The organism is Cytobacillus gottheilii, from assembly GCF_001636345.1.
Taxonomy (GTDB): Bacteria; Bacillota; Bacilli; order Bacillales; family Cytobacillaceae; genus Cytobacillus; species Cytobacillus gottheilii.
The window spans coordinates 2,586,374-2,612,723 of record NZ_KV440945.1 but is presented as its reverse complement, the minus strand read 5'-3'; the positions used below and the strand labels follow the sequence as shown (position 1 = coordinate 2,612,723).

Here is a 26,350-nt window from a genome sequence, read left to right as displayed (position 1 = left end):
ATCATTGGGGGCATCGTAATTGAACTATTTTTTAAGGTTAAATGTTGTGAGTATAATTTATGCATTTATGGTCTTTGTTCCTTTAGAACTTATGTTAAATGTTTATAGAATTAGCAGATTAACAAATTTGGAGATATCTATGGTAACCACCTTGTCAGGCATCATAAGTCTTGTTGAGATCGTTGCGGGTACAATTCTTCTATATTTATTAACCAATAAGTGGCTGAATGGCAGAAAGGGAAATTACTGGACGGTCATCCTATGGGTGCCTTACTTTGTCCTTTTTGTATACAGTTTCGCTACTTTGTTTCCTGTAACGTATGGTGGAGATTATCCTAATCCTGGCTCTGGTCTAATAGCGATCGGAGGATTAATTCTATATCCATTGTACATACTGCTTATTAATTTTGTTGGGATGTCAGGTGATGATGGATCGGTGAGTCATCCCGTATAAGAATGCTTCGCCCGAATTTAGATTTATTAGGGACGGTAAAGAAAAAACGCTCTGAATTTTCTCTGAGCGTTTTGTTTTATTATTAACCTTTATTTATATCCTTCATTGTCTTAACATCCTTGCCCCATTAAGGAATTTAGATGTGTTTTTAGTAGAATGTTTAATTCTATTCTAAAAATTGATTAATAGATTACTTATTTACCATCCTATAAACAAACCCTATCAATAACCTCGCAAATGGAATCGTAACTGGCAGCAAAATGATCGCATAAATCGGACCCCATACAAGTGTCCCTTCAATGTTGATGAATTCGATTCCGCCTCTTACGATCATTTCGCCAAAAATGGCACCGATCGTTCCGCTGAATAAGGATACAAGAAAGGCACATATAGCGCTGATCTGCCAAAGTTTTTTGTTTGACACATTTTTTTTATTATGAAAATATACGCTTAATATGGGAAAAGTGATAGAGAAGGGAATCAAGACAGAAAAATATAACCAGCTTTCACCCCAAAAGGACGTTACTCCACCAGCCATTGTCTGTCCAAACAGCATAAATAAGAATGCAGCAGCAATTGAAAAGACCACACCAAATATTAGACCTTTAAACACATTCATTGTTTTGATTTTAATCACAACCCTACCTTTTATTTGAAAAATAAGGAGATTAATTTTTTGCCAAAGAGCATTTAGACTCCCAGCCTTTACGATATAATTGTCATATAAATACCAGGAAAATACAATTAAATTCTAAAATTTATAAGATAATAACTATATAAATAGAGGATAAGGAGTGCGAACATAAAATTGAGTAAGAAAATATTAATTTTTTATCTATCGCAAAGCATAGTAAGGTCTTTGGTTATAAAATAATAAAAATCGGGAATAGATGAGTGATAGAGGAGGTTTATTACATGGTTCTAAAAAAAGTAAAAAAGCTGCTCGATGATCCTAAGGTGAAAAAAGCCATTAAAGAGCAAGTGGTTCCTGCTATAAAGAAAGAATTAAGAAAGCGAAAATCGAAATAGATATTTGCAAAAAAGCTGAAGCCGCAGTGGTTTCAGCTTTTTTACTAGAGGTAACGATGTTGTTGAAGATAAAAATCTGAAACTATCTTTCATCTTCTTCGTAAGTATAAAGAACAACAAGTTACCGGCTAGAACAAGGGAGGATACGAATGAATTTGTTTGTTGCCTATTTGGTTATTTTTTTACTAGGAGCCACGCCTTTTATGGAAGTTGTCGGTGTTATTCCATTAGGCATTGCTGTTGGCTTGCCGGCGATTCCTGTCACCATTCTGGCATTCGCCGGGAATATTCTCACGATTTGGCTGCTGATCCTGCTGATTGATCACGTAAAGGTCTGGCTGCAGCGACGCAAGGAGAAGAAGGGGAAAGAGGGATCAGATAAGAAAGGACAGCGTGCTGCACGTATCTGGAAAAAGTATGGTTTGCCTGGCTTAACCATTGTTTCCCCTATTTTAATTGGCACCCATCTTGGTGTGATCCTGGCAATGAGCTTTGGGGGTACTCGCAAACAAATCACAATCTGGATGACGGGCAGTATTATTGTCTGGACGATTGTGATGAGTATTGCTTCTTTTTATGGAATTGATTATTTTTATGAGAAAACAGGGAATGAAGGGTTTCTGAAAGATTTTTTAGAAAATACAGATTAGAAATATAAAAAGTTTGTAAATATGTAAAAACAACTTGCCAAACGTATTTTTCTATTCTATAATCATCAATAATATTTCGAATAATTAAATGATTCACACAAACGATGAAGAGAAAAAGTAAGATTATGCAGTTTACAAAGAGAGCTTCGGTAGCTGAAAAGAAGCAAAAGTGCTGATCTGAACAATGGCCTCTGAGTTCCGTGCTGAAAGTGCATTCGCATGTTAGGTTCCGGCGAGATTTGGTGCTCGTTACAAACACCACAGTATAATGACTTATGTCAGTACTTGAATGAGGCTGCAATGTGTTAACATGCAGTGAAGTAAGGTGGTACCACGTGATCTAGAACCACGTCCTTATCCGATGAATGGATAATGACGTGGTTTTTTATTTTATAAACTATTGGAGGAAGAAAAAATGAATAATTATTTAGTCATTCAAACAGATTTTGGCATTAGTGATGGAGCGGTAAGTGCAATGTATGGTGTTGCGTTATCAGTTGATCCGAAGGTCCGTATTTTTGATTTGACCCATGATATTCCGCAATACAACATTTGGGACGGAGCTTATCGTCTATATCAAACGATTTCTTATTGGCCAGAAGAAACAGTCTTTGTGTCGGTTGTCGATCCAGGAGTCGGTACAGACCGACGTTCGATTGTAGTAAAGACAGAGTCAAACCATTATATTGTCACACCTGATAACGGTACACTGACTCAGATTAAGAAACATATTGGCATAAAAGAAGCAAGATTGATTGATGAAAAGGTAAACAGACTGCCGCGCTCAGGAGAATCCTATACATTCCACGGCCGTGATGTGTATGCCTTCACTGGAGCAAGATTGGCAACTGGGGTTATAACATACGAACAGGTTGGACCTGAATTAGACCCAGCAAGTGTTATTGAATTACCCGCAGAAGAAGCAGTAATTTCAAACGGTTCTGTAACAGGAAATATTGATATCCTTGATATTCGTTTCGGAAATCTTTGGTCTAATATTGACCGCGTATTGTTTAAAGAATTAAGCATTGAGTATGGCGATTCATTTGAAGTTGTCATTGAAAATGGCACTAGACAGATATATAAAAACATCATGACTTTCGGACGCTCATTTGCAGATAGTCATTTGGGAGAACCGCTCCTGTACGTAAATTCCCTTGATAAAATTGGAGTTGCCCTGAATCAAGGTTCTTTTGCCAAAGCTTATCATGTACAATCCGGTCCAAATTGGAAAATTTCTATACGAAAAGTTCAGAAACTTGTATATAATTAAATCTTATAAATAGAAAATAGAATAAGGGAGTTGGGTTTCTTGAAATTATCTATTAAAACGATTGTAGCAATCGGAATTGGGGCAGCTGTTTTTATCATTTTAGCTAAATTTGCAGCTATTCCATCTCCGGTTCCTAACACGACGATTCAAACGTCCTATGCATTTTTAGCACTTATGGCCATTGTTTTTGGACCAGTTGCTGGTGCGTTAATCGGCTTTATCGGCCATGCGTTAAATGATGCGATTTCATATGGATCTGTTTGGTGGAGCTGGGTTGTTGTTTCGGCGCTTGTAGGATTTTTAATTGGTCTGGCAGCTAAGAAGATTAACATTGAATCTGGTAAACTTGGTACAAACAAAATTGTAACGTTTAATATTGTTCAAGTCCTTGCTCAAGGAATTGGCTGGTTCTTAGTTGCTCCTTTACTAGATATTTTGATCTACGCCGAACCGGCTAATAAAGTATTCGTCCAAGGATTGTTCGCTGGAGTTTCAAATATGATTACAGTTGGCATTATAGGTACGATTTTATTAGTGGCGTACGGAAAAACACGCAGCCAAGGCAATAGCCTGCATAGAGAAATGTAACGGTGAAATATTTAAGAAAGCGAAATACATGCAGAACGTCAGCGTTGCCACAATTTTTGTGGCGGCGTTTGTCTGCGTTTAAGGCATAGAATCGCTCTTTAAGTCACTGGATGTAGAACGAACCTTGAAAAGTGTCTATATGCTTACTAGATGCAGCCTGCACTTTTCTTACAAGCAAGGAGACAAACATGAACAAAACAGTTATTGAGTTCAAAGACTACTCTTTTAAATATCATAGTCAAATTGAACCGACCTTACAGGATATTAATCTATCAATCCAAGAAGGAGAGAAGATTTTAATCGTGGGGAGAAGCGGTTCAGGCAAAAGCACAATTGGCCACTGTATAAACGGTTTAATTCCCTTCTCGCATAAAGGGGATACAGCCGGTACCTTAAATATATTGGGGCAGGATGCAAACACATTGGATATTTTCTCACGCTCGAAAATGGTGGGAACCGTTCTGCAGGATCCGGACGGTCAATTCATTGGACTAACTGTGGGTGAGGATATCGCTTTTTCACTGGAAAATAGTCTTACAAACCAAAAAGAAATGCATTCCATTGTAAAAGATACAGCAGCAATGGTTGCGATGGAGGAGCATTTATCCTCTTCTATTCATCATTTATCTGGCGGACAAAAACAAAGGGTTTCGTTGGCCGGTGTCATGGTTGATGATGTTGATATTCTCCTATTTGATGAACCGCTGGCTAATTTGGATCCTGCAACAGGCAAAAGTGCCATTGAACTGATTGACCGCATCCATAAAGAAATGAATAAAACGATCGTGATCATAGAGCATCGCTTAGAGGATGTACTGCATTGTGATGTTGACCGGATTATTGTCATGGAGGATGGTCGGATTGTTGCAGATATGGACCCGGATACTTTACTGGCGAGCAACATTCTTGAAGATATAAGTATCCGTGAACCTCTTTATGTTAAAGCGGCAAAATATGCAGGGTGCGAATTGACTGCCAATATGAAACCAGCACATATTAGCACATTTGATGTGAATAGATGCCGGAATCAGATATTAAGCTGGTATAACCAATTTGAAGCAGCTTCTTTTACTAGTAAATCCGAACGTATTCTCGAGCTGCAGAACATTTCTTTTTCTTATGGTTCTGGGGGGAAAACAATTGAGAATGTCTCTCTGTCGATTGAAAAAGGAGAAATGGTCAGTATTGTGGGGCGCAACGGAGCTGGCAAATCAACTCTGTCCAAATTAATCTGCGGTTTTATTAAACCAAATGAAGGTAAAATTCTTCTTAATGGATTAGATATAACAAATGATAGCATAAAGCAGCGATCGGAAAGAATTGGCCTCGTGATGCAAAATCCAAACCATATGATCTCAAAGCATATGATTTATGATGAAGTTGCACTTGGCCTCGTGATTCGGGGAGCAGCAGAAGCTGAAATAAAAGAAAGAGTCGAAAAAACATTAAAGGTGTGTGGGCTTTATCCGTTTCGAAACTGGCCCATTTCAGCATTAAGCTTTGGACAGCGGAAACGAGTAACGATCGCTTCTATTTTAGTATTGAATCCGGATATCATTATTTTAGATGAACCGACAGCTGGTCAGGACCTGCGACATTATACGGAGATTATGGAATTTTTATCAGAGTTGAATCAGCACGGTGTGACAATCATCATGATCACTCATGATATGCATTTGATGCTTGAATACACACCAAGGGCGATTGTGATCAATGACGGAAAAAAAATAGGCGATACTTCCGCTGTTGAAGTATTGACAGATTCTGCCCTGATTCAGGATGCGAACTTAAAAGAAACCTCTTTATTTGAACTCGCCAACCGTCTGGGCGTAAAGAATCCATTAGACTTTATCAGCCGTTTTATTTCTTTTGATCGGGAGGCGAAGCAGAAATGGCAGTAGAAATGCTCTCTTATATTGAAAGAAATACACCGATTCACCGCTTAACGGGTGTCACGAAGCTGGTATGCTTTATTCTCTGGTCTTTTGCAGCGATGCTCACCTATGATACTCGTATTCTGCTCTTTTTATTCGTTTTAGGAATAGCGATTTTCATTGTTTCTAAAATTAAACTAAGAGAAATATCCTTTGTTTTACTGTTTATTTTAGTATTTTTACTGCTAAATAATGCAGCCATTTATTTGTTCTCTCCGCAGGAAGGTGTCAAAATCTATGGCAGCAGTACAGTCATTGCAGACTTTTTTGGTAGATATAATCTCACATTGGAGCAGATCTTTTATCAGTTTAATATCACATTAAAATATTTCACAGTAATCCCTGTTGCCTTGCTGTTTATCGTCACGACAAATCCAAGTGAATTTGCGGCGTCCTTAAACAAAATCGGCGTCAGCTACCGCATTTCCTATGCAGTCGCCCTGGCACTTCGCTACATCCCGGATGTACAGCGCGATTATCAGAGCATTGCGCTCTCACAGCAGGCCCGCGGCATTGATATGTCTAAAAATGAGAAGCTGTTCAAGCGCCTAAAAAACGCTGCATCGATTATCATCCCGCTCATCCTCTCGAGTCTGGATAAAATCGAAACCATCAGCAACGCGATGGAGCTGCGCGGCTTCGGAAAAAACAACAAACGAACATGGTACAGTGCCCGTGCTTTCCAGACTGGAGATTACCTCACACTTATTGTGTTCACCCTGATTCTGATAATCAGCCTGGTTGTGACCTTTTATGATGGCAGCCGATTTTATAATCCGTTTGTGTAAAAAATTTACTTCCTGAGTTTTGGCTTGGGGAGTTTTTACTATTTTGAATGACTTAATAAAAGGAGTGCAGCTTATAGTGTTAATAACGAAGAAAGTTCTAACCTATAAAATTAGATTAGCTGTTCACAGTGATGCCAGGAACTTATCGTTGTTACGATTAAAAATTGACGGAGAAACCGAAAACATGGACAGAGAAGAGGGAGAAGATTTCATAGACCAAACAGGTTTTGAAAAAATCATAGAATCAGATACAAATCATCCTAGGACTTTATTTTTAGTTGCTGAAATGGATGGCAAATTAATTGCTTATTCAAGATGTGCCGGCAATGATTTAAAAAGATTTGTCCATAAAGCTGAGTTTGGGTTAGGTGTTTTAAAGGATTACTGGGGATATGGTGTAGGAAGAAAGCTGCTGGAGGCAACAATTGCATGGGCTGATAACAACGGCATAGCTAAACTGGAATTATATGGTGTTCTTGAAACGAATACGAGAGGCATAGACCTATACAAAAGCCTCGGCTTTGAAATCGAAGGCTTAATAAAAAAGGACAGACTACTATCAGATGGGAACTACTATAATACCTATGTAATGGCAAGATTTCGTGAAGATGGAGGTTCAAAATGAAAATTTATAGCTTTCGAAAAGAAGAGGGGAAGAAAATAACGAAATACGATTCTAATTTTATCATGTCACGAATTATTCAATCTGAAAAGCCTGTTCATGTAGGCTGTATGCATCTAGAGGAGAACGGTGTTATTGGTTATCATCAGGCAGTCCTCCCTCAGCTCCTTTTAATTATGAATGGAGAAGGTTTCGTACGAGGGGAAAGGGAAGAATACATAAAAGTTCAATCAGGCGACGCAGTGTTCTGGGAAAAAGATGAATGGCATGAAACGAAAACAGATTTAGGTCTAACCGCTATTGTAATAGAAAGCGAACAATTGCATCCAGACTCTTTTATGGCATTAAGGATTAATTAGGGGAAATGATCATGGTAATGATTATGAAAGATATTAAAGGCAAATCATACAAACAATTAATAGATATACTATTTAAACACTCAGATACATTCGCGTTTGTTGAAAGTACGCAATGGATGGAGTTTGAATCAGATCGTCTTGCTTTTGTGGATCAATTGATCTCAGATATTAAAGTGCATTTAATAGAAAGAAAAGTGCAAACCAAATGGGAAACAACAAGACATACGGACGGTAACAAGGCATATGTATATTATTTTCGGAACAACAATGCGACAAAATTATTCTTAAAAGAATACAGCCAATCTCTGTTTGGCTGGATCGGTCCGGAAATGCCAGAGGATTTAATGTTTTATCGTAAGGATCAGTGTATATTGGCTGCATGTTCCCATGAAGGGTATTTTGGGATTGAGGATGAGGTTTGGAGAGAATTTTTATCTAAATAAAAAGGTTAGGAAGTCATCATTTGTTTTTTTATTCATGATTATAAAATATATTTTATGAACATGAGTGAAATGGAGCGGAGGACCCCCGACTCCTGCGGGCTGAAGAGCAAAGGGTGAGACCCAGCAGGAACGAAGTGACGAGGAGGCTTGCTTGCTCCCCGCGGAAAGCGAGGGACCGCAGTGCAATGGAACGGGCTTGTTTAAATAACCAATTCAAGGTATTGAATATTCGTGCTTTAAAAGATTAATTTCGTTTTGTCCCAGGATCATTTTTGCTAAAATGAACATCTTATTGCTTTTTATTATCAAAGTTGATAATATTATATATAATGATAATAAAGGAGCTGAACATAAGTGAACAAGATCGATGCCATCCTTCATCCTGTCCGGTTTAAAATTGTACAAAAGTTTCTTGATGGGCACGGAAAAACAGTTAAGAAGCTGACGAAGGAATTAGAAGATATTCCTCAGGCAACTTTATACAGACAGCTGGATGCACTTGTGAAATCAGAGGTTTTAATGGTTACAGAGGAAAATCAGGTTCGAGGGACCATCGAAAAAGTTTATTCTCTAAATATTGCAAATGCCAATATAACAAATGATGATGTAAAAGAACTGACAATAGAAGACCACCTTCAATATTTTATGATTTTTCAAGCACAGCTTACTCATAATTTTGAAGAATACCTGCAGAAGGATGATCTTGATTTTCAGAGAGACGGTGTAGGATACAGGCAAGTTGCTATGCATCTTTCAGATGAGGAATTTGCAGATTTTACAAGGGATTTGAGAGAAGTGTATCAAACGTATTTGCAAAAATCTCCTTCACCTGAAAGAACAAAAAGATTGGTATCCAATATTTTTATCCCGGAAAATAAGAGGAGAATGGAAGATGACAAATAGCAGCGAAGTGACGATTCAAGGAGCTTACCCAATAAGCGGCACATTAAAAATCCCAAGCAAAGCAGATAATCAATTCCCAGCCGTCTTAATCATTCAGGGAACGGGGAAAGCTGATCGCGACGGGAATATTAAAAATTTTAAGATGAATATTTATAGTGATTTAGCCGATTTTATTCATTCAAAAGGCTTTGTCACACTTCATTATGATAAAAGAGGAACGTATAAGAGCGGTGGAGACTATCTTGAGGCTGGCGTTTTCGACTTAATTGATGATGCAGCAGCCTGTGTAGACTTTCTGAAAAACCATCCTCAAGTTGATAAAGAAAAAATAGTTATACTTGGGCATAGCGAAGGAGCGTTAATTGCCCCAGCTGTAAATAAGAAGTCGCCGGTGTCTGGTCTTATTTTACTGGCTGGAGCTGCGGAACCTTCTAAAGACTTACTTCCAAGGCAAAGTGAAATGGCTTATAAAGAAATGAATCAATCAAAAGGCTTTAAAGGTCTGCTTTTCAGACTACTTCGTGCCGAACAAAAGGCAAGAAAGCAAAATGAGAAAATCATCAATAAAATACTTGTGTCTGACAAGGCAGTCATGCGGGTTCAAGGAGTAAGAATGAATGCGAAATGGCTAAGAGAGACTTTTTCTTATAATGTTTGTGATTATTTAAAAGAAGTCACATGCCCTGTTTTGGCCATTACCGGTGATAAGGACATCCAAGTTCCGCCAGAGCATGCAGAAGTGATTACAAATATGGTAAAAGGAGATTCTGAGTGGTATATTATTCCTGATATGAATCATATTTTGCGGAAATATGAAAGCACGCACACCATATTAGGTGCAATGAAAGAATATAAAAGTCTTCTGAATCAGCCTATTGATCAGGAGCTGTTTAATAGGCTGGAAGATTGGCTGAGCAGGTACCAGCATGTTGAATAAGATGTGAAGGATTTTTTTTTAAAGAAAAAGGAAGATCATGATGAAAAAATGGTTTAAGGGTCTGCTTGTATGTAGTATCCTACTTATCCTCTTTGTTTACCTTAACAATAGCTCTTTTTTTGCTGAAGAGAGAAAGGGAGATCCCCTCCTTTTAGCTCACCGTGGTTTAGCACAGACTTTTCCAATGGATGAAATTACGGGAGAAACATGTACCGCAGAAACCATCTACAATCCTGATCACCCATATTTGGAAAATACCATTCCTTCAATGGAGGCAGCCTTTAAAGCAGAAGCCGATGTAGTTGAATTGGACCTTCAGCTTACAAAAGATGGCGAGTTTGCCGTATTTCATGATTGGACACTGGAGTGCAGAACAGAAGGTAGCGGGAAAATCAGAGACCATACAATGGAAGAACTGAGACAGCTTGACATCGGTTATGGCTATACAGCTGACAATGGAAAGTCATATCCTTTTCGAGGCAAGGAGTTAGGTCCAATGCCTACACTGCAAGAGGTACTGACACATTTTCCAGATAAGGAATTTTTAATTCATATTAAAAGCAACGATCCAATTGAAGGAGAGAAGTTAGCAGAATATCTGACAACTAGGTATACAGCTGATAGGCTGCAACAATTAACCGTATATGGCGGCAATGAACCGATTGAGGCTTTAAAGGAAATCATTCCAGAAATGCGTGTCATGTCAAAGGAAACATTGAAAAGCTGTTTACTATCATACGAAGCGCTAGGCTGGTCAGGTTATGTTCCTAAAGCATGCAAGAACACACAAATTCATATCCCTGAAAAATTTGCTCCATACCTGTGGGGATTTCCTCATACTTTTATCAATCGGATGGATGATTCCAACACAAGAGTTATTTTAGTAGCAGGAAATGGAGATTGGTCAGAAGGATTTGATCAAAAGGCTGATTTAGAAAGAGTGCCAGAGGATTACCGGGGCGGAATTTGGACGAATCGAATTGATGTGATTGCCCCCATAGTACATGAGACGAAATTAAACAATTGAAAGGAGAATGAACATGGAAAAGCTGTTAAATGAACAACGTGAAGAACTACTGCAAACATTGAAAGCGCGGTTTGAGAATAATATGCATCGCCATCAAGACCTTAAATGGGAGAATGTCCTAGCGAGACTGGAAGCACAGCCTGAGAAACTCTGGTCACTGAACGAAATGGAAAGAACAGGCGGCGAACCGGATGTGGTTGAATATGATGAACAGGGAGGCGAGTTTATCTTCTATGACTGCTCAGAAGAAAGTCCTAAAGGCCGCAGAAGTTATTGTTATGATCGAGAAGCATTAGAATCAAGAAAAGCGAATAAGCCAGAAAACAATGCCATTGATGTGGCAGCTGAAATGGGAATTGAAATGTTAACAGAGGAAGAGTATCGTGCACTGCAGAAACTTGGGGAGTTTGACAAGAAAACATCAAGCTGGGTGCAGACACCTAAAGAAGTTCGTTCACTTGGGGGAGCCTTATTTTGTGACTATCGCTTTGGGCAAGTGTTTCTGTATCACAATGGGGCATCCTCCTACTATGCAGCGCGCGGGTTTCGTGGGTTGTTGAAAGTGTGATAGATGGCTGTGATTTAAGTGGGGAAAAGAGCGGTGATGGGGAGTTAGGCGTGGCGGAAGTGCCCGTTGGCTTGGAAGAAGTGTGGTGGTGGGAACAAAGGAACGTTCGGAGTGCCCGTTGGCTTGAAAAAAGCGTGGTGGTGGGAACAAAGGAGCTGTCAAAGTGCCCGTCAGACCGGAAAAAGAGAGTTGGCGGGAACAAAAGTGCGTCTAAAGTGCCCGTCAGCTCGGAAAAAGCGTGTTGACGGGCATTAAAGTGCGCCCAAAGTGCCCGTCGGCCTGGATAAAGCGTGTCGAAGGGAACCAATGTGTGATTAAAGTGCCCGTCAGTCTGAAAAAAGCCTGTTGAAGAGAACTAAAGGGCGTCAAAGTGCCCTTCAGCCCATAAAAAGTGTGATGACGGGAACAAAACGCATCTCAAATATAAACTATCCCGAGTAAACTTTAGTAAAACGCTCACAAACAACTACCATATTTGGTGCAAATTCGAGATTATATGTTTTTAATTCATTTCTAAAAAAGTTCTCATGCGCTTCCCACCAAAATGCATAATCCCCTTCACCTTCAGCTAAGGCAAATTCTTCAGACACTTCGTCCATGGGCAGAACCTCAACGGAATCAATTTTAATAATCGCGACAGGTTCGTCGCTGCTATTTAAAACAATTGAATATTCGCCTGCTTGTGGCAGGGGCTCGTTTTCAAGTTCATAAAAAACATGACCTGAGGTGGTAGCTGTCTTCTTGCCCTCCACAACTAAATCTGCCAGCCAATCGGGCTCTGCACCAAATTGAAAAGCATCTTTATAAGTGACATTCTCAAGCTGATGCAAACTGCAGTATTCATTCCAGAATACATCTGTTTTCTTCATTTTCAATCCCTCCAATTATTCCTTTATTATGTAGGAAAAAAAGGAAAAAAGGCAATCTTTTCTCACATATTTGACTCTATATTTCCAATGTTTCTGTTAAACTATTTATTAAAAAGTAGAGGTGGGAACATGGAAAATCAATATTTTTACAGCAAATATACTGAAGTGCTTATCATTGGCATTCTTACTGGCATAGCTGGGATCATCACCTTATTGATTTTTACAGCAGCAGGAGATCAAATGTCCACATTTTCTCGTACACTTACCATTATTTTATGTGTTTTCTTTTTGGCAACCTCTTTATTATTGCTTTTAACGAGAAAATCCAGACAAAAAAAGCCGGCGATCACCTTAAATGATCAGGGAGTAACCATTCATATTAATCCAGGCTACGGTTTTATTGGCTTTGAAAACATTGATGGCGTGATGCTTTATAAAAGACAATGGAATAAGATGATTGGCATTGTTCTACATAATGAAGAAAAGTTTATTGAAAGCTATGCTGGAATGAGAAAGATGAACTTAATCAATAATCGCAAACAAGGGTATCCGGCTGTTGAATTGATGAGGTATACGATTGCTGACAGTCAGGCATTGATTGATGCTTTGCAGCAAAAAGGTTGTAAAGTTTATCAGCATTCCAAAGGTGGAAATGGTTAAAAATGCACAAATAAGAGAAGAGGGAATGTATTTTGAAAAAAATAGCGATTGTCACTGGCGCCAATTCTGGCATGGGTTTAGCAACAACGATTGCACTTGCCAAACAGAATATCTATGTCATTATGGTGTGCAGAAATCCAGAAAAGGGAAAACAGGCACTTCATGAGGCCCAAAAAGCTAGCGGCTCTGGAAATATTGAGCTAATGCTATGCGATTTAAGCTCTTTATCACATATTCGCCAATTTTGCGATGAGTTTAAAAGCAAATACTCCAAATTGGATATTTTAATAAATAACGCTGGTGTGGTTTCTATAAAACGGCAGGAAACAGAGGATGGTTTTGAAGCGATGCTTGGCGTCAATCACCTTGGTCATTTCCTGTTAACGAATTTACTGCTTGATCACTTGAAGGCAGCAGCAAAAGGCAGAATCGTCGTTGTTTCTTCTGGCGCACATAAATGGGGCAAGATGGACTTTGAAGATCCATATTTTAAAAAGGGCTACAATGTCGTTGTAGGATATGGGCGTTCAAAGCTGGCCAATGTCTTGTTTACCCGCGGACTGGCTCAGCGTCTTGAAGGAACAAACGTAACAGTCAACAGCCTGCACCCTGGTGCCGTTGCAACAAATCTTGGCGTTGATCGCACAACCGGATTTGGAAAAAACTTCATTAAACTGCTTGTTCCGTTTTTCAGAACAGCAGAGGAAGGTGCGAAAACGGCCATTTTTCTTGCCACCAGCCCGGCTGTTGAGAAAACAAACGGTCACTATTTTTACAATGAAAAAGAAGCTCCTATTGCTAAAACAGCAAAAGACGATGAATTGGTAGAGCGGTTTTGGAGGTGGAGTGAGGGCGAGGTTGGGTTGAGTAGAACAAATAGGTAAGGAAAAAAACCAGCTATGTGGATGCAGCTGGTTTTATTTTTTGCCTTGCCCCCATCCCCATACTGACTTCTCCCTCCATATCTAGTAAAATAGATGCAAAAGCTGTTGTATAGAGGTGTTTGAAAATGAAAGAATGGATCACGAAGGAGCTGCTGTCTTATTCCAAAAAGACGATTGTTGTCGAGGAGTTGGAAAGATGGGTTCCAAGTGGATTGACATATGAACAGTTTGCTGAGCAGGTTCTATTACTAGAGAACGAAGGAATACTGGAAATGGTGAAGGCGAAAGGGAGAAATAGCAGGACGCCTTCATTAGCATACTCCTACCGAATACATACCATTCACTTAAAAAAGGATTATCATGAGCAGCTGAAAACGTATCGGCTAAAGCTGCATCCTTCCATTTCATTAGATTCATATTATCGTCTGCAGCCTGCAAAATGGAATATGGATTTGCCCTTTCTACTATCCATTCATCAATATCTAGAATCATTTGGTCTGCCAATCTATGAGGTGCCAGCGCCTGAACGCAGCGTGGAATTAGTTGGAGACGAAAAATGGATCACAGATAAACAGGGAAAAGAACTGCTGGAAAGAGTTGGATTATGGAATTCTATGAAAATAATCCCCGTTTCAGATCCGCTTATGTTTGCTCTGAATCCAAAGATGTTCATGCAAAAAGAACATAAGCATTTAATTGTGGAGAATAAAACGACCTATCAGGGGCTTTTGGATGCACTGCCACATACCTCTTTTACCACTTTAATTTACGGGTGCGGCAATAAGATCCTGAATAGCATGGACCAATTTGAGCGGCAGCTGCCATTAGAAGGGGCTAAGCATCGTTTTTATTATTTTGGGGACCTTGACCGATCAGGGATTTTTATTTGGCATCGCCTGCAGTCAAAAATCGATGCGGAGCCCGCCATGCCATTTTACGAGGCATGTCTGGCAAAAGAGCATCTCCAAGGCAAAACGAATCAGCGTTTGGACGAGGATGCAGTCGCAGCCTTTTCTGCCTTTTTAAAAAAAGAACAGAGAGAGCAGCTGCATTCTCTTTTGGATTCAGGCTGTTATTTTCCGCAAGAAGTGCTGAAGACTGAAGAGCTGCAAACCATTTGGAGGCAAACAAGATGGAGTTAAACTCGTTTACAGACATTACGAGCGGATATAAGGAGCGGATGCGGAGATTGGCTCTTTTCGACCCTTTATACGAGCTGGACCGCAAGAAAACCAAAGACAAAAAAGGGGATCCGATCGATTTAAAAGGCTTTGGTTTGCTGTCGCTTTTATTCTTTTTTGAACAAAAGATCATTCGCAATAATAAGAGCGGAAAACGGGAATTAGCTGTTTTTTTACAAAAAATGTCGAGCGGGCTATATGTATTAGAGCAAAATTCATATGAAGACATCGCCAGTTTAATCATTGAAACGTTCCGGCCTGCCCACGGAAAAAAGAGAGCCTACTCTTTTTATAACTGGGAGAGCTTTGCGGAAGAAGAGCTGTCTTATTCGTTATTAAAAGCCAATACCTTTGATTCAAAAACAAACACCCAATATTACACATTGGACGACGATGGGCTGGAATTGATTTTTGCCACTAAGGAATTTTACAGTGAATTTCAATTATCAATCAATCAGCTCATGCTTCGCAAACAGCTGGAAAAAGGGGAATTTAAAGGCGCACTGCGGCAAATCAACGAAATGCGCATTGATGTGGAAACCTTAAACGAGCGGATGATCAAGCTGCGCCATGAAATTCAGCGCAGTATTGTTTCAGAAGAAACGTTTGAACGTTATAAACAGCTGCTCGAGGATATTCATGCCAGATTGGCACGCGAAAATGAAGAATTTAGAGAGCTTCGGGAATTTGTAAAGGAAACAAAAGAGCGTTTGTTTGAGCAGGATTTTCACCAAAAAGAACAAAAAACATATGGCTATGTCATTCAGCTGACCAATCAGCTTGAGGAGGTCCATTACGAGCATTCCAAGCTCTTGGATCAGAGCATTGAATTAAAAAATCATACGCTAAAGGCTGCTCAGGAATCTCTCTACTATACCGGTATTGATGCGTTTAACTTCGAGCAGGACATCAACGCTCGCGTCTTTGGAACACCTCTGCCACTAGAAGCAATGAAAGGGCTTCTTCATCCCTTTTTGCCATTAGATCAACATCAAGCATGGTCACCGCTTACGATCTTTGCTCAGCAAAATATCCGGGAAGATCGCGAAGAAAGACCCGATTATAGCTTTATGGAATTGGGTGCAGAACAAGAGAAGCACGACCAAATCATTCTCAAACAAAATTATGCTTATTGCATGAAGCAATTCTTATTGGCAGCGGAGGAAGGCTGCAGTAGTCTCGAGGAAATCATTCAATACATACGCAAAAAAGATGAGAATCTTGTCTCCCAGCGTTTCTTTTATGATTTCTGGGTCGTGCTTCATCAGCGTTCTCCGATCATTCCTGGAATCACAAAAACAGAAGAAGAAGAGCAGACACATACATTTGATGAAGCGATCAGACTGTTAGGATATCGAACACTGACCGTAAAAGAACGCGGAGACATTTTGCAAGTAACAGATCGCTTTTCCATTCAAAACATGGATATTCACATAGAGGAGGAACCTGAAGATGACTTATAGTGAAGGCAAAGTCATGATGGCTTTTGAAATCTATTCTCTGCTTTCGCGGGATGGGCGTGCAGGTGCAGAGCAAATGGCGTTGTATAAAGCCGATGATAGTGTGCGCGGACTGATTGATCGTTTTGCGCATCATGTGGATTGTGTCATCATTTTGGCGGGAGATCAAATGTATATGATTCCAGAAACGAAATTATCTCCTTTTCATGTCAACAATGATTTTCTCAAAAGAACCTATTTAAAATCCGGCGCTACAAATGCAGACATTTATTTGCTTTATTTTACTGTCATTGTTTTATTCGGCAGTTTTTATGATAGCTATCAAACACTTGAGCCTACAAGAGAATTTATCCGGCTTGACGATTGGACATTACTTGTGAATGATCGCATTCTGATGTTGATGGAGCATGATGAAGAGAGACTGCTGCAGCAAGAAAAAGAGTTTTCCTACAACTGGAAACAAATCATTGATAAATGGGACGATATGAACGACATTAAAGAATCAGCGAAAAAGCAAAGCGGCAATACGATCAGCCGCCTGAGTTTTATGGATACAGCCAAAAGGTTTGTCATCGATCAGGAGCTGCTGGAGGAGATCGGCAACAACGAACTGATTTTAACGGAAAAAGCAAAAACAATTGTGCAGCGCTTCTTCATGGAGGTCGAATATAACAAAGGGATCTTAGAATTTATTTATCAATGGGAGGAGGATCACGATGCCATCCATCAGTAAAATTCGATTTACAAACGTGGTCTATGAAGATGGGCTAAAACGCTATAATGATGAAATTTTCCGTTTTGACGGCTACAATGGCGCGATTTTGCTGGAAAACGGCGGCGGTAAGACCGTTTTTATTCAGACCGCCCTGCAGGCTATTATTCCGCATACCAATTTATCTGACCGGAAAATCAAACAAACGCTGCAGCTTGATAACTACCCGGCACATATCGCCATTGAATGGATTCTATCGGAAAATCCCCGGAGGTATCTGCTTACGTGTGTCAGTTTATTTTTAACAAAAGACGGCTTAAGCTCTTATCGCTATGTGTATCCCTATATGACAGGTGATCAAAACAGCATTGAAGGAGTGCCTTTTGTCAAAAAAAATTCAAACCGTCCAAGTGACCGCGGGGAAATTGCTGATTATTATCAGTATATGACACAGCAATACATGAACGCCCGGACCTTTTCAACCATTAAAGCCTACCAGGAGCATTTGGAAGAGCAATATCATATCATCGCCAACGAGTGGGAAAGCATCGTCAAAATTAATAGTACAGAAGGCGGTGTCGAAGCTTTTTTTGACGATTGCCGCCAAACGAATCAGCTGTTCGACCGGCTTCTTGTGCCAACGGTTGAGAGTGCGATTGCCGGCCATGAAGAAAACAGCTTTGCCGATACATTTGAAAAACAGCGAACAAGCTTTAAGCTTTATAAAGAATTGAAGCAGCAAATCGAAGAAAACAAAGCAATTGAAGCTCAGTTGAACGATTATGTCAGCCGTTTTGCTCGTGTTGATGCCGAATGGAACGCTTATGAGCAAAAGAAGCAGCACGCCAAAGCGGTGTTACATCTCATTTTAGAAAAAGAAACACAATATGAGCAGTCGCTGAATGATGTGAAGAGAAAAAAGGAAAATTGGCGAGAAGAAGAGCGGCTTTATTTGCAAAAAGAGGGCTCCTTGCACATTGAAAAAGCTGGTAGGATCCTGGCAGGTTTACAGGATCAGTTGCACCATTTACACCAGGAGCTGAATGAAGAAAAAGAACAGTATGAACAAGCAAGCAATCAATACATTGCGTTGAAGTTTGCTGAGTTAAAACTGGCTTGTAAACAAGAAGAAGATCAAATCCAATTTTTGCGCGAGCAGCTGGACAGTTTAAATGAAGCAGATGAAGTGCAAGAGTTAGAAGAGCGCATCCTTCAAAATCAGCGAGAATTCCTCGGGCTATTTTTAAATGAAATGGAAGAAAGCGATCGCCGTAAAGCAGAAATTCAGTATGAAAAGCGGCCACTTGAAGACAAGATTGCTAGCGTTGCTCAGGAGCTAAAAGGAGAACAGGAAAAACTGAATCGTCTTAACGACCGTTTTCATACCCAAAAAGGCAAATGGGAAGCTCTTCAGGAAAGCATGAGAAAACTGCTGAAAAAGCTGCTGGCTCATCCTGAACAGGAAAATATTAAAGAGAACATTTCTACTTGGGAAAAACGTCTCGTCTCGCTAGATGAAGAGATTGTTCAGCTGAAAAACGATAACAAACTGCTCGCACTAGCTTATACAGAACTAGAAAATCAACTGGAAGAAAGCAGACGAGAAAAAGAAGGCCAGGAAAAGCTCCATACGAAATTACAAACTGAAATTATTTATATGGATGAAGAACACAATAAAGTAAAAGCAGTGCTAGGCGGGCTTCAAATACCTTGGGCGACGATTGATTCCGTGTACTTAAAGCAAGATTCAATTACACAAAAACTGCAGGATTTCTTGCACTCTATTAATGCCGAAGTGGATCAATGCTTATATAAAGAGCGTTTAGCCTTAAGGCTGATGGATGATTACGGAGAACAAGACCTCTTTTTCGCAGATCCTTATTTGGAAAAACAGCTGCAGGGATGGAAAAATCAATTTCATCTGCTTGAAACCGGGATCATGTATATTCAAAATTTAGAACCCATAAATAAGGAATATGCAAAGAAATACCCGCTTTGGCCAAACACGTTGATTACGACAGAAAGTGAAACAGCTGCATTGCGACAAAAAGTCGCTCACATTCGGAGCAAGCTGCAATTTCCTATTGAGGTTCTTTCTTTTGAGCAAGCGCGGGCAATTGTACTGGGCGAAACCATCTATTCGGAGGCTATTGTCCCGGCGCACTGGACGGAAAATGAAGAACTCGCTCATTTTCACGACTGGAAACAGTCAATGAAAGAAAATGCTGACGTGGCCACGGTAGCTCGCAAAGAGGCTGAAGCAAAACGATCATTATGGAGTCAGGCAGCCGAGAAATTATCAGCCTTTTTACAAACATATCCTTATCCCTTTTATCAAGAAAAGAAAGAACAGCTTTCGAAATCAACAGAAGCCCTTCAAGCATTAAAAGCTCTGCAGAAGGAGCTTCACACACAAATGGCTGATAACAAAGACAAAATGGATGCCATTCAATCGAAGGTCGGCAACCTTGAGGGAGAATATAACGGACTGCAAACCAGGCTGAGTGATGGATATGAATATCTTCGTTTAGAAAAAGACAGCCATGAAATCAGCAAGACACAAAAGGAATACGAACAGCAGATCAATGAGCTGAAGCAAGAAATTCAAAGCAAGGAAAAGACCCAGGATCGCTGGAAAGATCAACTGCAAGAGCTGGAGGAAAAAAGAATCGCTGAGCATTACCACTACCTGTCGATTCTGGATGATGAAATATATAAAGAAGTAAAAGGACTTCAAGCTTTGTACACTAGTAAAATAAAAGCTGTCCTCCTGAACGAGCGGCAGGAACTGATTTTTGCGAGCCGAGAATTATCGAGTTCCCAGCAAGAGCTGCGATTAAAACTGGATTTTGCTCAGAAAGAAAAAGACCGTTTTACTGAGGCAATTGAAGAACTTCTGCAAGAACATGGTCCAGTTCAGGAAGAGGTTTCCTTTGTGCCAAACGGAAAAGAGCGATTGAAGCATTATCGAGAAGTAATGAAAGAAAGTGATAAAGCTGTCAAAGCTGCTGAGGGACGAGCTGCTGCCTGCCGCGAAAGCTTTTTGAAACAGGAAAAAGCCGTTGACATCGCGAAGGAGCAATTCGTGAATGACTTTCCTGGCGATGAATGGCTGGAGTTTGAAGGAGAAGTGACTGAAATCGAGGCTCTTTTAGCCGCAGAAAAAAGACAGCTGTATGAAAAGCAGCGATATCTCGATCAAGAAGAAGAAAGGTTTGCAAGTGAATATGAGGCTGTTAAAAATGCGTTTCATGAGCTAGATCGTTTTGAAGAGGCACATCATTTTAAAGGTCCATCGATTCAAGCAGCTGTGTTAACACAGGAAGAAATCAGAGATTTTGCCTACGAACACAAGGCAATCGTGAAAAAAGCAACGAAGCAGCTGCAGGATGGTAAAGATAAAGTAACAAAAGAAAGAGCAAAGCTGGATCAAGCAAAAGAGCTCTTTAAAGCATTTTGCAAAGATCAAATTACCGATGTGAAAATGCGTGAAATGGCCCGGCAAGGGGTCGACAATAAAAGGACCTATAAAGAAATTATGGAATTCCAAACGAACATGCAAAAACGGATTCAGACAGCGATTCACTATAATGAAACAACGATTATGGGCTATGACCGAGACTTAGAACAATTCGTGACTCGAATTAGCAATCACCTGCACACGGTGGCCGGTGAACTAAGACTAATCCCGAATAAAACAAAAGTAAAGGTCGCCGACAAATGGAAGGAAATTTATAAATTTGTCATTCCAGATTGGTCCGAGGAAGACGGGAAATCGCGGATCCGCAGCCATATTGAATGGATTGTATCGCAGCTGGACTCTGATCGCTTTAGAACTTCAGATGGTAACGAAGATCATGGCAAGGTCCGCAAAGAAATAGAAACTTGGCTGCAGTCCAAACAGCTGCTGCGAGTGGTGATGAACAATGAAATGATGAAAGTCTCCTGCCGTAAAGTGACAAACGACAATGAAGTCACGACCAGATCCTACTCATGGGAACAAACCAATGTATGGTCGGGCGGAGAAAAATGGAGCAAGAACATGACACTCTTTTTAGGCTTGCTCAATTATGTAGCCGAAAAGCAGAAACACTTGGACCCAAGTATGAAAAGAAATCGTGTTGTCATTTTAGATAACCCCTTCGGCAAAGCATCAAGCGACCATGTTCTGAACCCGGTCTTTTTCATCGCAGAGCAGCTTGGCTTTCAAATGATTACCTTAACCGCTCATGCTGAAGGCAAATTTTTGCGGAATTACTTTCCTGTTATCTACAGCTGCCGCCTGCGCAAAGCTGCTGATACCAACAAACAAATCATGACAGCAGTAAAGCAGCTTCATCATGCTTACTTTCAAGACCATGAACCACAGGCTTTGGAAAGGCTTGGTGAGGTGGAACAATTGGAACTGTTTTAAGTTGAATGTGGCATCCGAGCCGCTCTTAGTGGCTCGGTTTTTATTATTTTTTGATGCAAGCAGGTTCTTTTTGGGGGTAAAGGAAAGGTGTGGTTATGCATTGTTTATCTGGTGGGGAACTGATTGTATGGTGTGCTTTGCCTGATTGACATTTGGTGTGGCTAAGCGTTGTTTATGTGAAGGCAATCTGTTGGCAAGGTGTACTTTGCCCGATTGACACTTGGCGTGGCTAAGCATCATTTTAATGGTGGGAATCTGTTCTATCGAAGTGAGGCTAAGCTGATTTGTACTGGTTCGGTGGATGGAGCAACAGGTATCAATGCGAAAATCGATGGTCATACTAAGGAAACAAAACAAACAAAATAAAATAAAATAAACATAATAGTTGGAGGCTCTCAGATGGAAGAACAGAAAAGTAGCGTAAAGACAGCAAATATAGGTGACTGGGTGCAAGTGAATAAAGGCGAAGCCAAAGGACAAAAAGGCAAAGTAGTCGTACTTCGGGAAAACTCAGTGATAATTGAATATGGTTTGAATGAAAAGAAGGATGAACCGCTGATGACTGTGGTGAATCACCGGAATTATAAGTTGATTTAATTATTTTACAAAAAAGAAGATTCGGGAACAAAATCATTTCATAATTCCTGAATCATGGGAACTAGGTGGGTTTAGGGAATAAGAGCCCCCTAGTAATTCCCGAAACAAGGGTACCAAGTGGAATTCGGGAATAAGAAGCCCTAGTAATTCCCGAAACAAGTGCATTAAGTGGAATTCGGGAATGAGAAGCCCGTAGTAATTCCCGAAACAAGTGCATTAAGTGGAATTCGGGAATGAGAAGCCCGTAGTAATTCCCGAAACAAGTGCATTAAGTGGAATTCGGGAATGAGAAGTCCCTAGTAATTCCTGAAACAAGTGCATTAAGTGGAATTCGGGAATAAGAAGCCCCTAGTAAATCCCGAAACAAGGGTACCAAGTGGAATTCGGGAATAAGAACGCCGAAGTAGTTCCCGAAACAAGGTCACCAAGCGGAATTCGGGAATAAGAACGCCGAAGTAATTCCCGAAACAAGGTCACCAAGCGAAATTCGGGAATTACTAAAAAATCATCAACATAACAATGTATCACTGCTTCTCATAAAAAGTAGAAACCCCGCTACCTCTCTTTGTAAATTTCTTAGATAATATACTCCATATTAGTTTCTTAGAGAACATCCCGCCACACCAATCATAAATTATTGTTGTAGATACTTTTTCACTAGGAAATAAAAGGATATACTCATTAATACTACGTAGGATAGCCTCTAAAATAGTCTCTGTTGTACTGCAGTGTTCACAAATCAGTTGTTTTCTGTTAAAAGTTTTAGTTTCTAAAGACCCGCACCCCAAACAAACAACCCCCTTCCCTAGTTTACCATAATCATATTCTGGTAACCTCCTATATGGCGAATTGTCAATATGCCTCTCCATCAGTTTCTCGGCGAGTTTTTCCTGTTTGGTCGAAATCTGTGCTGGCTGCGACTTCAATTTGCCGATAAACCGATTAATCTGTGTCGGAAAAATAGCCTTTAAACTAGGCGGTGCCTGATATAGGGTGAATTCGGGGTTTACAAAAACGATGTAATAATGGAGCTTTACCGCAGAACCTCCCATATCAGAAAGTAACCGCCGCATTAAGGACTCAGACCTCTTTACCTGTAAAATCGGGCTCTTTACTTCATTCCCCGATATTGTTCGCAAAATCTCCCCATCCATATAAAAGTCGCCACAATAGTTTTTTACTTCAAACAAATAGACCTCATTGTTCAACAAAAGGGATGCATCAATCTGAAAGAGCGTTTGATTTTGCTCCAGTAACAAGTCAAATAGAAGAGTGCCATTTTCACCAAGTGGCTCTAATAACTCTGAAAAAACAACCTCCCCCTCATAACCTTTTTCCAAATTTCTATACTGCTGAATCTCTTTTTCATTAAGCTCCATACGGCTGTTCAAATGCTGGTGTATTCTCAGTTCTTTTGGTTCATTTAACGGTTTTAAGTTCATTTAAAACATCCTATCTATAAATTTTTTACCTCCTCCTCACATATACATCTATAAAAGAGATGAGGGGCGAGACATATGGACATTCAGATGCAAAAGGCGAATATGCTGGCAGATCAGGTTCGGGATTTTATTCTGCTGGTACAGGAAAAACACAAACAAGATGAAGGGATTTTTCATATAAAACTGCTTATTGAGGATTTTAAGCTGAGGGTTCTTTCCGATGAGCTAAAAAGAATCAATCGATATGAATGGGATGGGAAGTATTCGTATTATTTGGTCAAAAGGTTAAAAAAGGGATTTCAAGTAATTGAGGAATATATTCAAGGGCGTGAGGAGCTTTACCTGATTCATGGGAGGCTATACACGATTAACAAGGGGCTTATGCTTTTAAATAACGGAGAAAACGGAGAGCCTTCAGAGTAAGGTTCTCTTTTTTGTTCATTTATTGGGACTTGAGCACTAGCCTTGCTATTACTCATACAGATATGCTGTAATTTGATTATACCTTAAACTAGCAGAAAGGTGTGTCCCAGATGGCGAATAAGCAAGTGTTTGAAAGAGATATTAAAGATCATTGGTCTGTAAAATATGAAGAAGCACAGTTTCCATTGGTTCAAAAAGGCTGGATTTTGCCTGTTGACCGCTGGAAGGATTTTGATCCATTTATTTTGATGGCAGAAGACTGGTTCAAGCGCGGAACGTTTTCGGATCATCCTCACCGGGGATTTCAGACGGTTACATATGTGGTGGATGGCAGGCTTGAGCATATCGATAATGCCGGGGGCAGAGATATTTTAGAACCTGGTGATGTGCAGTATATGAACGCTGGCTGGGCTGCGCGCCATGCTGAAGAAGCGGTTGGGGAAGACATTGCCCATACGCTTCAGCTATGGCTGAACCTCCCGAAAGACCTAAAAAATACGCCAACCACCTATCAAAATATATATCGTGAAGACGCACCAACAGCATCATTTGAAGGCTGCTATGTGAAAGTGTTTTCCGGTAATATTGCCGGTGTGCAGGGACCGCTAAACAGCGTCGTGCCCATCACATTGTCCGAAATCAACTTAGAAAATGGGGCAACATACACGCATCTGCTGCCTGAAACACATAATGCCTTTGTCTATGTTTTGTCAGGAGATTTAACGATTGGATCGTCCAATGTAAACTTGAAAAAGCATGGAGTCGCAACGTTAACGTTCAATGAGGCAGGAAATGATGAAAATAAAAGTGAAATAAAAATCAAGGCAAACAGCAGGAGAACAAGGCTTCTTGTTTACTCCGGAAAGCCTATAAAAGAAGAAATTGTTCCTTATGGTCCGTTTGTGATGAATTCAATGGATGAAATCAAGCAGGCTTATCGCGATTATCATAATGGATTATTTGGACCGCCAGCAAAGTGAAATGATAGGAGGAAATGATGGAAATTGGAATCAGTACGTTCGTAGAGACAACGCCAGACCCACATACAGGGGAGACGATTAGCCATGCCCAGCGAATTCAAGAGGTAGTGGAAGAAATCGTCTTAGCCGATGAGGTAGGCTTAGATGTATTTGGAGTCGGTGAGCATCATCGTGAAGATTATGCTGCTTCATCTCCTGCCATTATTTTAGCCGCAGCTGCCGCAAGAACGAAACAAATTCGCCTAACAAGCGCTGTAACTGTGCTTTCGTCTGCAGATCCTGTACGTGTTTTTCAGGATTTTGCAACGGTTGACGCCATTTCAAATGGCCGAGCAGAAATCATGGCCGGTCGCGGGTCATTTATCGAATCTTTCCCGTTGTTTGGTTATGATCTGCAGGATTATGATGAGTTATTTGATCAAAAGCTAGAATTGCTGTTAAAAATTCGTGCGTCTGAAAAGGTAACATGGCAAGGAGGACTTCGCCCTGCCATCAACAACCGGGGTGTATACCCTCGTCCGGTGCAGGATCCCCTTCCTGTCTGGATCGGCAGCGGAGGCAACTCTGAGTCTGTTGTTCGTGCCGGTCTGCTCGGTCTGCCGCTTGTGCTCGCTATTATCGGTGGACAGCCTGTCCAGTTTGCTCCGCTTGTTGAGCTATATAAAAAGGCAGCAGCACATGCTGGACACGATGGATCGAAGTTAACGGTTGCTTCCCATTCACATGGATTTATTGCTGACACAACAGAACTTGCTGCAGAGCAATTTTTCCCATCCACACAGCAGGCGATGAGCAAACTTGGCCGTGAACGCGGGTGGGCACCATATACAAAAGCTACTTTCGATAATGCTAGAAGCTTTGAAGGTGCATTATATGTGGGTGATTCCGAAACAGTTGCGAAAAAAATCATCCATCTCCGAAAAAATGTAGGCATCACTCGTTTTATGCTTCATGTTCCAGTTGGAACCATGCCGCATGACCAAGTGATGCGGGCAATCGAGCTTTTAGGAAAAGAAGTCGCTCCAATTGTAAAAAGCGAAGTAGAGAAATGGGAGCAGGAAAAGTAAACGAGATAAACCATATGGCACTCAGTCGTTGATAAATGATTGAGTGCTTTTTTACACATTTTCTTAATTTACTAAATTGTCGTATA

26 protein-coding genes and 1 other annotated feature are annotated in these 26,350 nt (G+C 40.4%); of the genes, 23 read left to right on the top strand and 3 right to left on the bottom strand.

Annotated features, from left to right (window positions below; all coding sequences use genetic code 11):
* The first annotated feature begins 19 nt into the window (after positions 1-19).
* Entirely contained in the window at positions 20-454 is a 435-nt protein-coding gene (locus tag A6754_RS12600) for a hypothetical protein (RefSeq protein ID WP_066446057.1), read from the top strand.
* A 190-nt stretch (positions 455-644) separates the two neighbouring features.
* On the opposite strand, the gene A6754_RS12595 is transcribed toward A6754_RS12600, so the two are convergent.
* Positions 645-1,091 carry a hypothetical protein gene (locus A6754_RS12595; protein ID WP_257297609.1) on the bottom strand — a complete coding sequence of 149 codons (447 nt, stop codon included), beginning with the start codon at positions 1,089-1,091 and terminating at the stop codon, positions 645-647.
* Between the two features lie 541 nt (positions 1,092-1,632).
* On the opposite strand from A6754_RS12595, the gene A6754_RS12590 reads away from it, so the two are divergent.
* From A6754_RS12590 to A6754_RS12535, 12 genes are all read left to right on the top strand, one after another.
* Positions 1,633-2,133, top strand: coding sequence for a small multi-drug export protein (locus A6754_RS12590; RefSeq protein WP_066446051.1), 501 nt, complete (start codon positions 1,633-1,635; stop codon positions 2,131-2,133).
* 95 nt (positions 2,134-2,228) lie between these two features.
* Positions 2,229-2,492: a binding site (T-box leader), on the top strand.
* Positions 2,493-2,548: 56 nt separating this feature from the next.
* Positions 2,549-3,406 (top strand): SAM hydrolase/SAM-dependent halogenase family protein, encoded by an 858-nt coding sequence (locus tag A6754_RS12585; protein WP_066446049.1) that lies wholly within the window; start codon positions 2,549-2,551, stop codon positions 3,404-3,406.
* 39 nt (positions 3,407-3,445) lie between these two features.
* The gene (locus A6754_RS12580) at positions 3,446-3,994 is read left to right on the top strand and encodes an ECF-type riboflavin transporter substrate-binding protein (RefSeq protein WP_066446046.1); all 549 of its coding nucleotides are present in this window, start codon (positions 3,446-3,448) and stop codon (positions 3,992-3,994) included.
* Positions 3,995-4,182: 188 nt separating this feature from the next.
* Positions 4,183-5,895, top strand: a complete 1,713-nt coding sequence (locus A6754_RS12575) for an ABC transporter ATP-binding protein (protein ID WP_066446043.1) — start codon at positions 4,183-4,185, stop codon at positions 5,893-5,895.
* On the top strand, positions 5,886-6,716 hold the full coding sequence (locus A6754_RS12570; protein WP_066446040.1) for an energy-coupling factor transporter transmembrane component T family protein: 831 nt from the start codon (positions 5,886-5,888) through the stop codon (positions 6,714-6,716). Before A6754_RS12575 ends, A6754_RS12570 begins: the two co-directional genes overlap by 10 nt.
* Before the next feature lie 43 nt (positions 6,717-6,759).
* Complete coding sequence (locus A6754_RS12565; RefSeq protein WP_257297601.1) at positions 6,760-7,341, top strand: GNAT family N-acetyltransferase; 582 nt, start codon at positions 6,760-6,762, stop codon at positions 7,339-7,341.
* Positions 7,338-7,697: a cupin domain-containing protein gene (locus A6754_RS12560; protein WP_066446037.1), complete on the top strand. Its 360-nt coding sequence runs from the start codon at positions 7,338-7,340 to the stop codon at positions 7,695-7,697. The genes A6754_RS12565 and A6754_RS12560 overlap by 4 nt, the downstream gene beginning before the upstream one ends.
* An 11-nt stretch (positions 7,698-7,708) precedes the next feature.
* Positions 7,709-8,140, top strand: a complete 432-nt coding sequence (locus A6754_RS12555; RefSeq protein WP_257297598.1) for a stage III sporulation protein AH — start codon at positions 7,709-7,711, stop codon at positions 8,138-8,140.
* Between the two features lie 354 nt (positions 8,141-8,494).
* Positions 8,495-9,043 carry a helix-turn-helix domain-containing protein gene (locus A6754_RS12550; RefSeq protein WP_066446029.1) on the top strand — a complete coding sequence of 183 codons (549 nt, stop codon included), beginning with the start codon at positions 8,495-8,497 and terminating at the stop codon, positions 9,041-9,043.
* On the top strand, positions 9,033-9,980 hold the full coding sequence (locus A6754_RS12545; protein WP_066446027.1) for an alpha/beta hydrolase: 948 nt from the start codon (positions 9,033-9,035) through the stop codon (positions 9,978-9,980). The genes A6754_RS12550 and A6754_RS12545 overlap by 11 nt, the downstream gene beginning before the upstream one ends.
* Before the next feature lie 37 nt (positions 9,981-10,017).
* A complete protein-coding gene (locus A6754_RS12540) occupies positions 10,018-11,007 on the top strand; it encodes a glycerophosphodiester phosphodiesterase family protein (RefSeq protein ID WP_066446017.1) in 990 nt (329 codons plus the stop codon).
* Positions 11,008-11,014: 7 nt separating this feature from the next.
* Positions 11,015-11,575, top strand: coding sequence for a DUF4256 domain-containing protein (locus A6754_RS12535; protein ID WP_066446016.1), 561 nt, complete (start codon positions 11,015-11,017; stop codon positions 11,573-11,575).
* A gap of 428 nt (positions 11,576-12,003) precedes the next feature.
* Here the strand turns inward: A6754_RS12535 and A6754_RS12525 are convergent, their stop codons facing one another.
* Complete coding sequence (locus A6754_RS12525; protein WP_066446006.1) at positions 12,004-12,444, bottom strand: ASCH domain-containing protein; 441 nt, start codon at positions 12,442-12,444, stop codon at positions 12,004-12,006.
* A gap of 129 nt (positions 12,445-12,573) precedes the next feature.
* Here A6754_RS12525 and A6754_RS12520 point away from each other — a divergent pair, with 129 nt between their 5' ends.
* From A6754_RS12520 to A6754_RS12490, 7 genes are all read left to right on the top strand, one after another.
* Positions 12,574-13,104, top strand: a complete 531-nt coding sequence (locus tag A6754_RS12520) for an STM3941 family protein (protein ID WP_066446003.1) — start codon at positions 12,574-12,576, stop codon at positions 13,102-13,104.
* Positions 13,105-13,133: 29 nt separating this feature from the next.
* Positions 13,134-13,988 (top strand): SDR family oxidoreductase, encoded by an 855-nt coding sequence (locus A6754_RS12515; protein WP_156495785.1) that lies wholly within the window; start codon positions 13,134-13,136, stop codon positions 13,986-13,988.
* A 125-nt stretch (positions 13,989-14,113) separates the two neighbouring features.
* Complete coding sequence (locus tag A6754_RS12510; RefSeq protein WP_066446001.1) at positions 14,114-15,130, top strand: Wadjet anti-phage system protein JetD domain-containing protein; 1,017 nt, start codon at positions 14,114-14,116, stop codon at positions 15,128-15,130.
* Complete coding sequence (locus A6754_RS12505) at positions 15,121-16,632, top strand: replicative DNA helicase (protein ID WP_066445999.1); 1,512 nt, start codon at positions 15,121-15,123, stop codon at positions 16,630-16,632. Before A6754_RS12510 ends, A6754_RS12505 begins: the two co-directional genes overlap by 10 nt.
* The gene (locus A6754_RS12500; protein ID WP_066445997.1) at positions 16,622-17,362 is read left to right on the top strand and encodes a DUF6063 family protein; all 741 of its coding nucleotides are present in this window, start codon (positions 16,622-16,624) and stop codon (positions 17,360-17,362) included. The genes A6754_RS12505 and A6754_RS12500 overlap by 11 nt, the downstream gene beginning before the upstream one ends.
* Positions 17,346-21,755, top strand: a complete 4,410-nt coding sequence (locus A6754_RS12495; protein WP_066445994.1) for a coiled-coil domain-containing protein — start codon at positions 17,346-17,348, stop codon at positions 21,753-21,755. Before A6754_RS12500 ends, A6754_RS12495 begins: the two co-directional genes overlap by 17 nt.
* 399 nt (positions 21,756-22,154) lie before the next feature.
* Complete coding sequence (locus A6754_RS12490) at positions 22,155-22,352, top strand: DUF2187 family protein (protein WP_066445992.1); 198 nt, start codon at positions 22,155-22,157, stop codon at positions 22,350-22,352.
* Positions 22,353-22,876: 524 nt separating this feature from the next.
* Here A6754_RS12490 and A6754_RS12485 read toward each other — a convergent pair.
* Positions 22,877-23,743, bottom strand: coding sequence for a nuclease-related domain-containing protein (locus A6754_RS12485; RefSeq protein WP_180320219.1), 867 nt, complete (start codon positions 23,741-23,743; stop codon positions 22,877-22,879).
* A gap of 126 nt (positions 23,744-23,869) precedes the next feature.
* Between A6754_RS12485 and A6754_RS12480 the strand changes: the two genes are divergently transcribed.
* The 3 genes from A6754_RS12480 to A6754_RS12470 all read left to right on the top strand — a co-directional run bounded on the left by A6754_RS12480 (position 23,870) and on the right by A6754_RS12470 (position 26,264).
* Positions 23,870-24,217 (top strand): hypothetical protein, encoded by a 348-nt coding sequence (locus A6754_RS12480; RefSeq protein ID WP_066445988.1) that lies wholly within the window; start codon positions 23,870-23,872, stop codon positions 24,215-24,217.
* Positions 24,218-24,327: 110 nt separating this feature from the next.
* Positions 24,328-25,197, top strand: a complete 870-nt coding sequence (locus tag A6754_RS12475; protein ID WP_066445986.1) for a pirin family protein — start codon at positions 24,328-24,330, stop codon at positions 25,195-25,197.
* A gap of 17 nt (positions 25,198-25,214) precedes the next feature.
* On the top strand, positions 25,215-26,264 hold the full coding sequence (locus A6754_RS12470) for an LLM class flavin-dependent oxidoreductase (protein ID WP_066445985.1): 1,050 nt from the start codon (positions 25,215-25,217) through the stop codon (positions 26,262-26,264).
* Positions 26,265-26,350 lie beyond the last annotated feature (86 nt).

Bases quoted from the DNA above. Each gene is read 5' to 3' on its own strand.
- A6754_RS12590 (WP_066446051.1), top strand. From the start codon at position 1,633: ATGAATTTGTTTGTTGCCTATTTGGTTATTTTTTTACTAGGAGCCACG.
- A6754_RS12585 (WP_066446049.1), top strand. From the start codon at position 2,549: ATGAATAATTATTTAGTCATTCAAACAGATTTTGGCATTAGTGATGGA.
- A6754_RS12575 (WP_066446043.1), top strand. From the start codon at position 4,183: ATGAACAAAACAGTTATTGAGTTCAAAGACTACTCTTTTAAATATCAT.
- A6754_RS12570 (WP_066446040.1), top strand. From the start codon at position 5,886: ATGGCAGTAGAAATGCTCTCTTATATTGAAAGAAATACACCGATTCAC.
- A6754_RS12560 (WP_066446037.1), top strand. From the start codon at position 7,338: ATGAAAATTTATAGCTTTCGAAAAGAAGAGGGGAAGAAAATAACGAAA.
- A6754_RS12555 (WP_257297598.1), top strand. From the start codon at position 7,709: ATGGTAATGATTATGAAAGATATTAAAGGCAAATCATACAAACAATTA.
- A6754_RS12545 (WP_066446027.1), top strand. From the start codon at position 9,033: ATGACAAATAGCAGCGAAGTGACGATTCAAGGAGCTTACCCAATAAGC.
- A6754_RS12540 (WP_066446017.1), top strand. From the start codon at position 10,018: ATGATGAAAAAATGGTTTAAGGGTCTGCTTGTATGTAGTATCCTACTT.
- A6754_RS12535 (WP_066446016.1), top strand. From the start codon at position 11,015: ATGAACATGGAAAAGCTGTTAAATGAACAACGTGAAGAACTACTGCAA.
- A6754_RS12525 (WP_066446006.1), bottom strand. From the start codon at position 12,444: ATGAAGAAAACAGATGTATTCTGGAATGAATACTGCAGTTTGCATCAG.
- A6754_RS12520 (WP_066446003.1), top strand. From the start codon at position 12,574: ATGGAAAATCAATATTTTTACAGCAAATATACTGAAGTGCTTATCATT.
- A6754_RS12510 (WP_066446001.1), top strand. From the start codon at position 14,114: ATGAAAGAATGGATCACGAAGGAGCTGCTGTCTTATTCCAAAAAGACG.
- A6754_RS12505 (WP_066445999.1), top strand. From the start codon at position 15,121: ATGGAGTTAAACTCGTTTACAGACATTACGAGCGGATATAAGGAGCGG.
- A6754_RS12500 (WP_066445997.1), top strand. From the start codon at position 16,622: ATGACTTATAGTGAAGGCAAAGTCATGATGGCTTTTGAAATCTATTCT.
- A6754_RS12495 (WP_066445994.1), top strand. From the start codon at position 17,346: ATGCCATCCATCAGTAAAATTCGATTTACAAACGTGGTCTATGAAGAT.
- A6754_RS12490 (WP_066445992.1), top strand. From the start codon at position 22,155: ATGGAAGAACAGAAAAGTAGCGTAAAGACAGCAAATATAGGTGACTGG.
- A6754_RS12480 (WP_066445988.1), top strand. From the start codon at position 23,870: ATGGACATTCAGATGCAAAAGGCGAATATGCTGGCAGATCAGGTTCGG.
- A6754_RS12475 (WP_066445986.1), top strand. From the start codon at position 24,328: ATGGCGAATAAGCAAGTGTTTGAAAGAGATATTAAAGATCATTGGTCT.
- A6754_RS12470 (WP_066445985.1), top strand. From the start codon at position 25,215: ATGGAAATTGGAATCAGTACGTTCGTAGAGACAACGCCAGACCCACAT.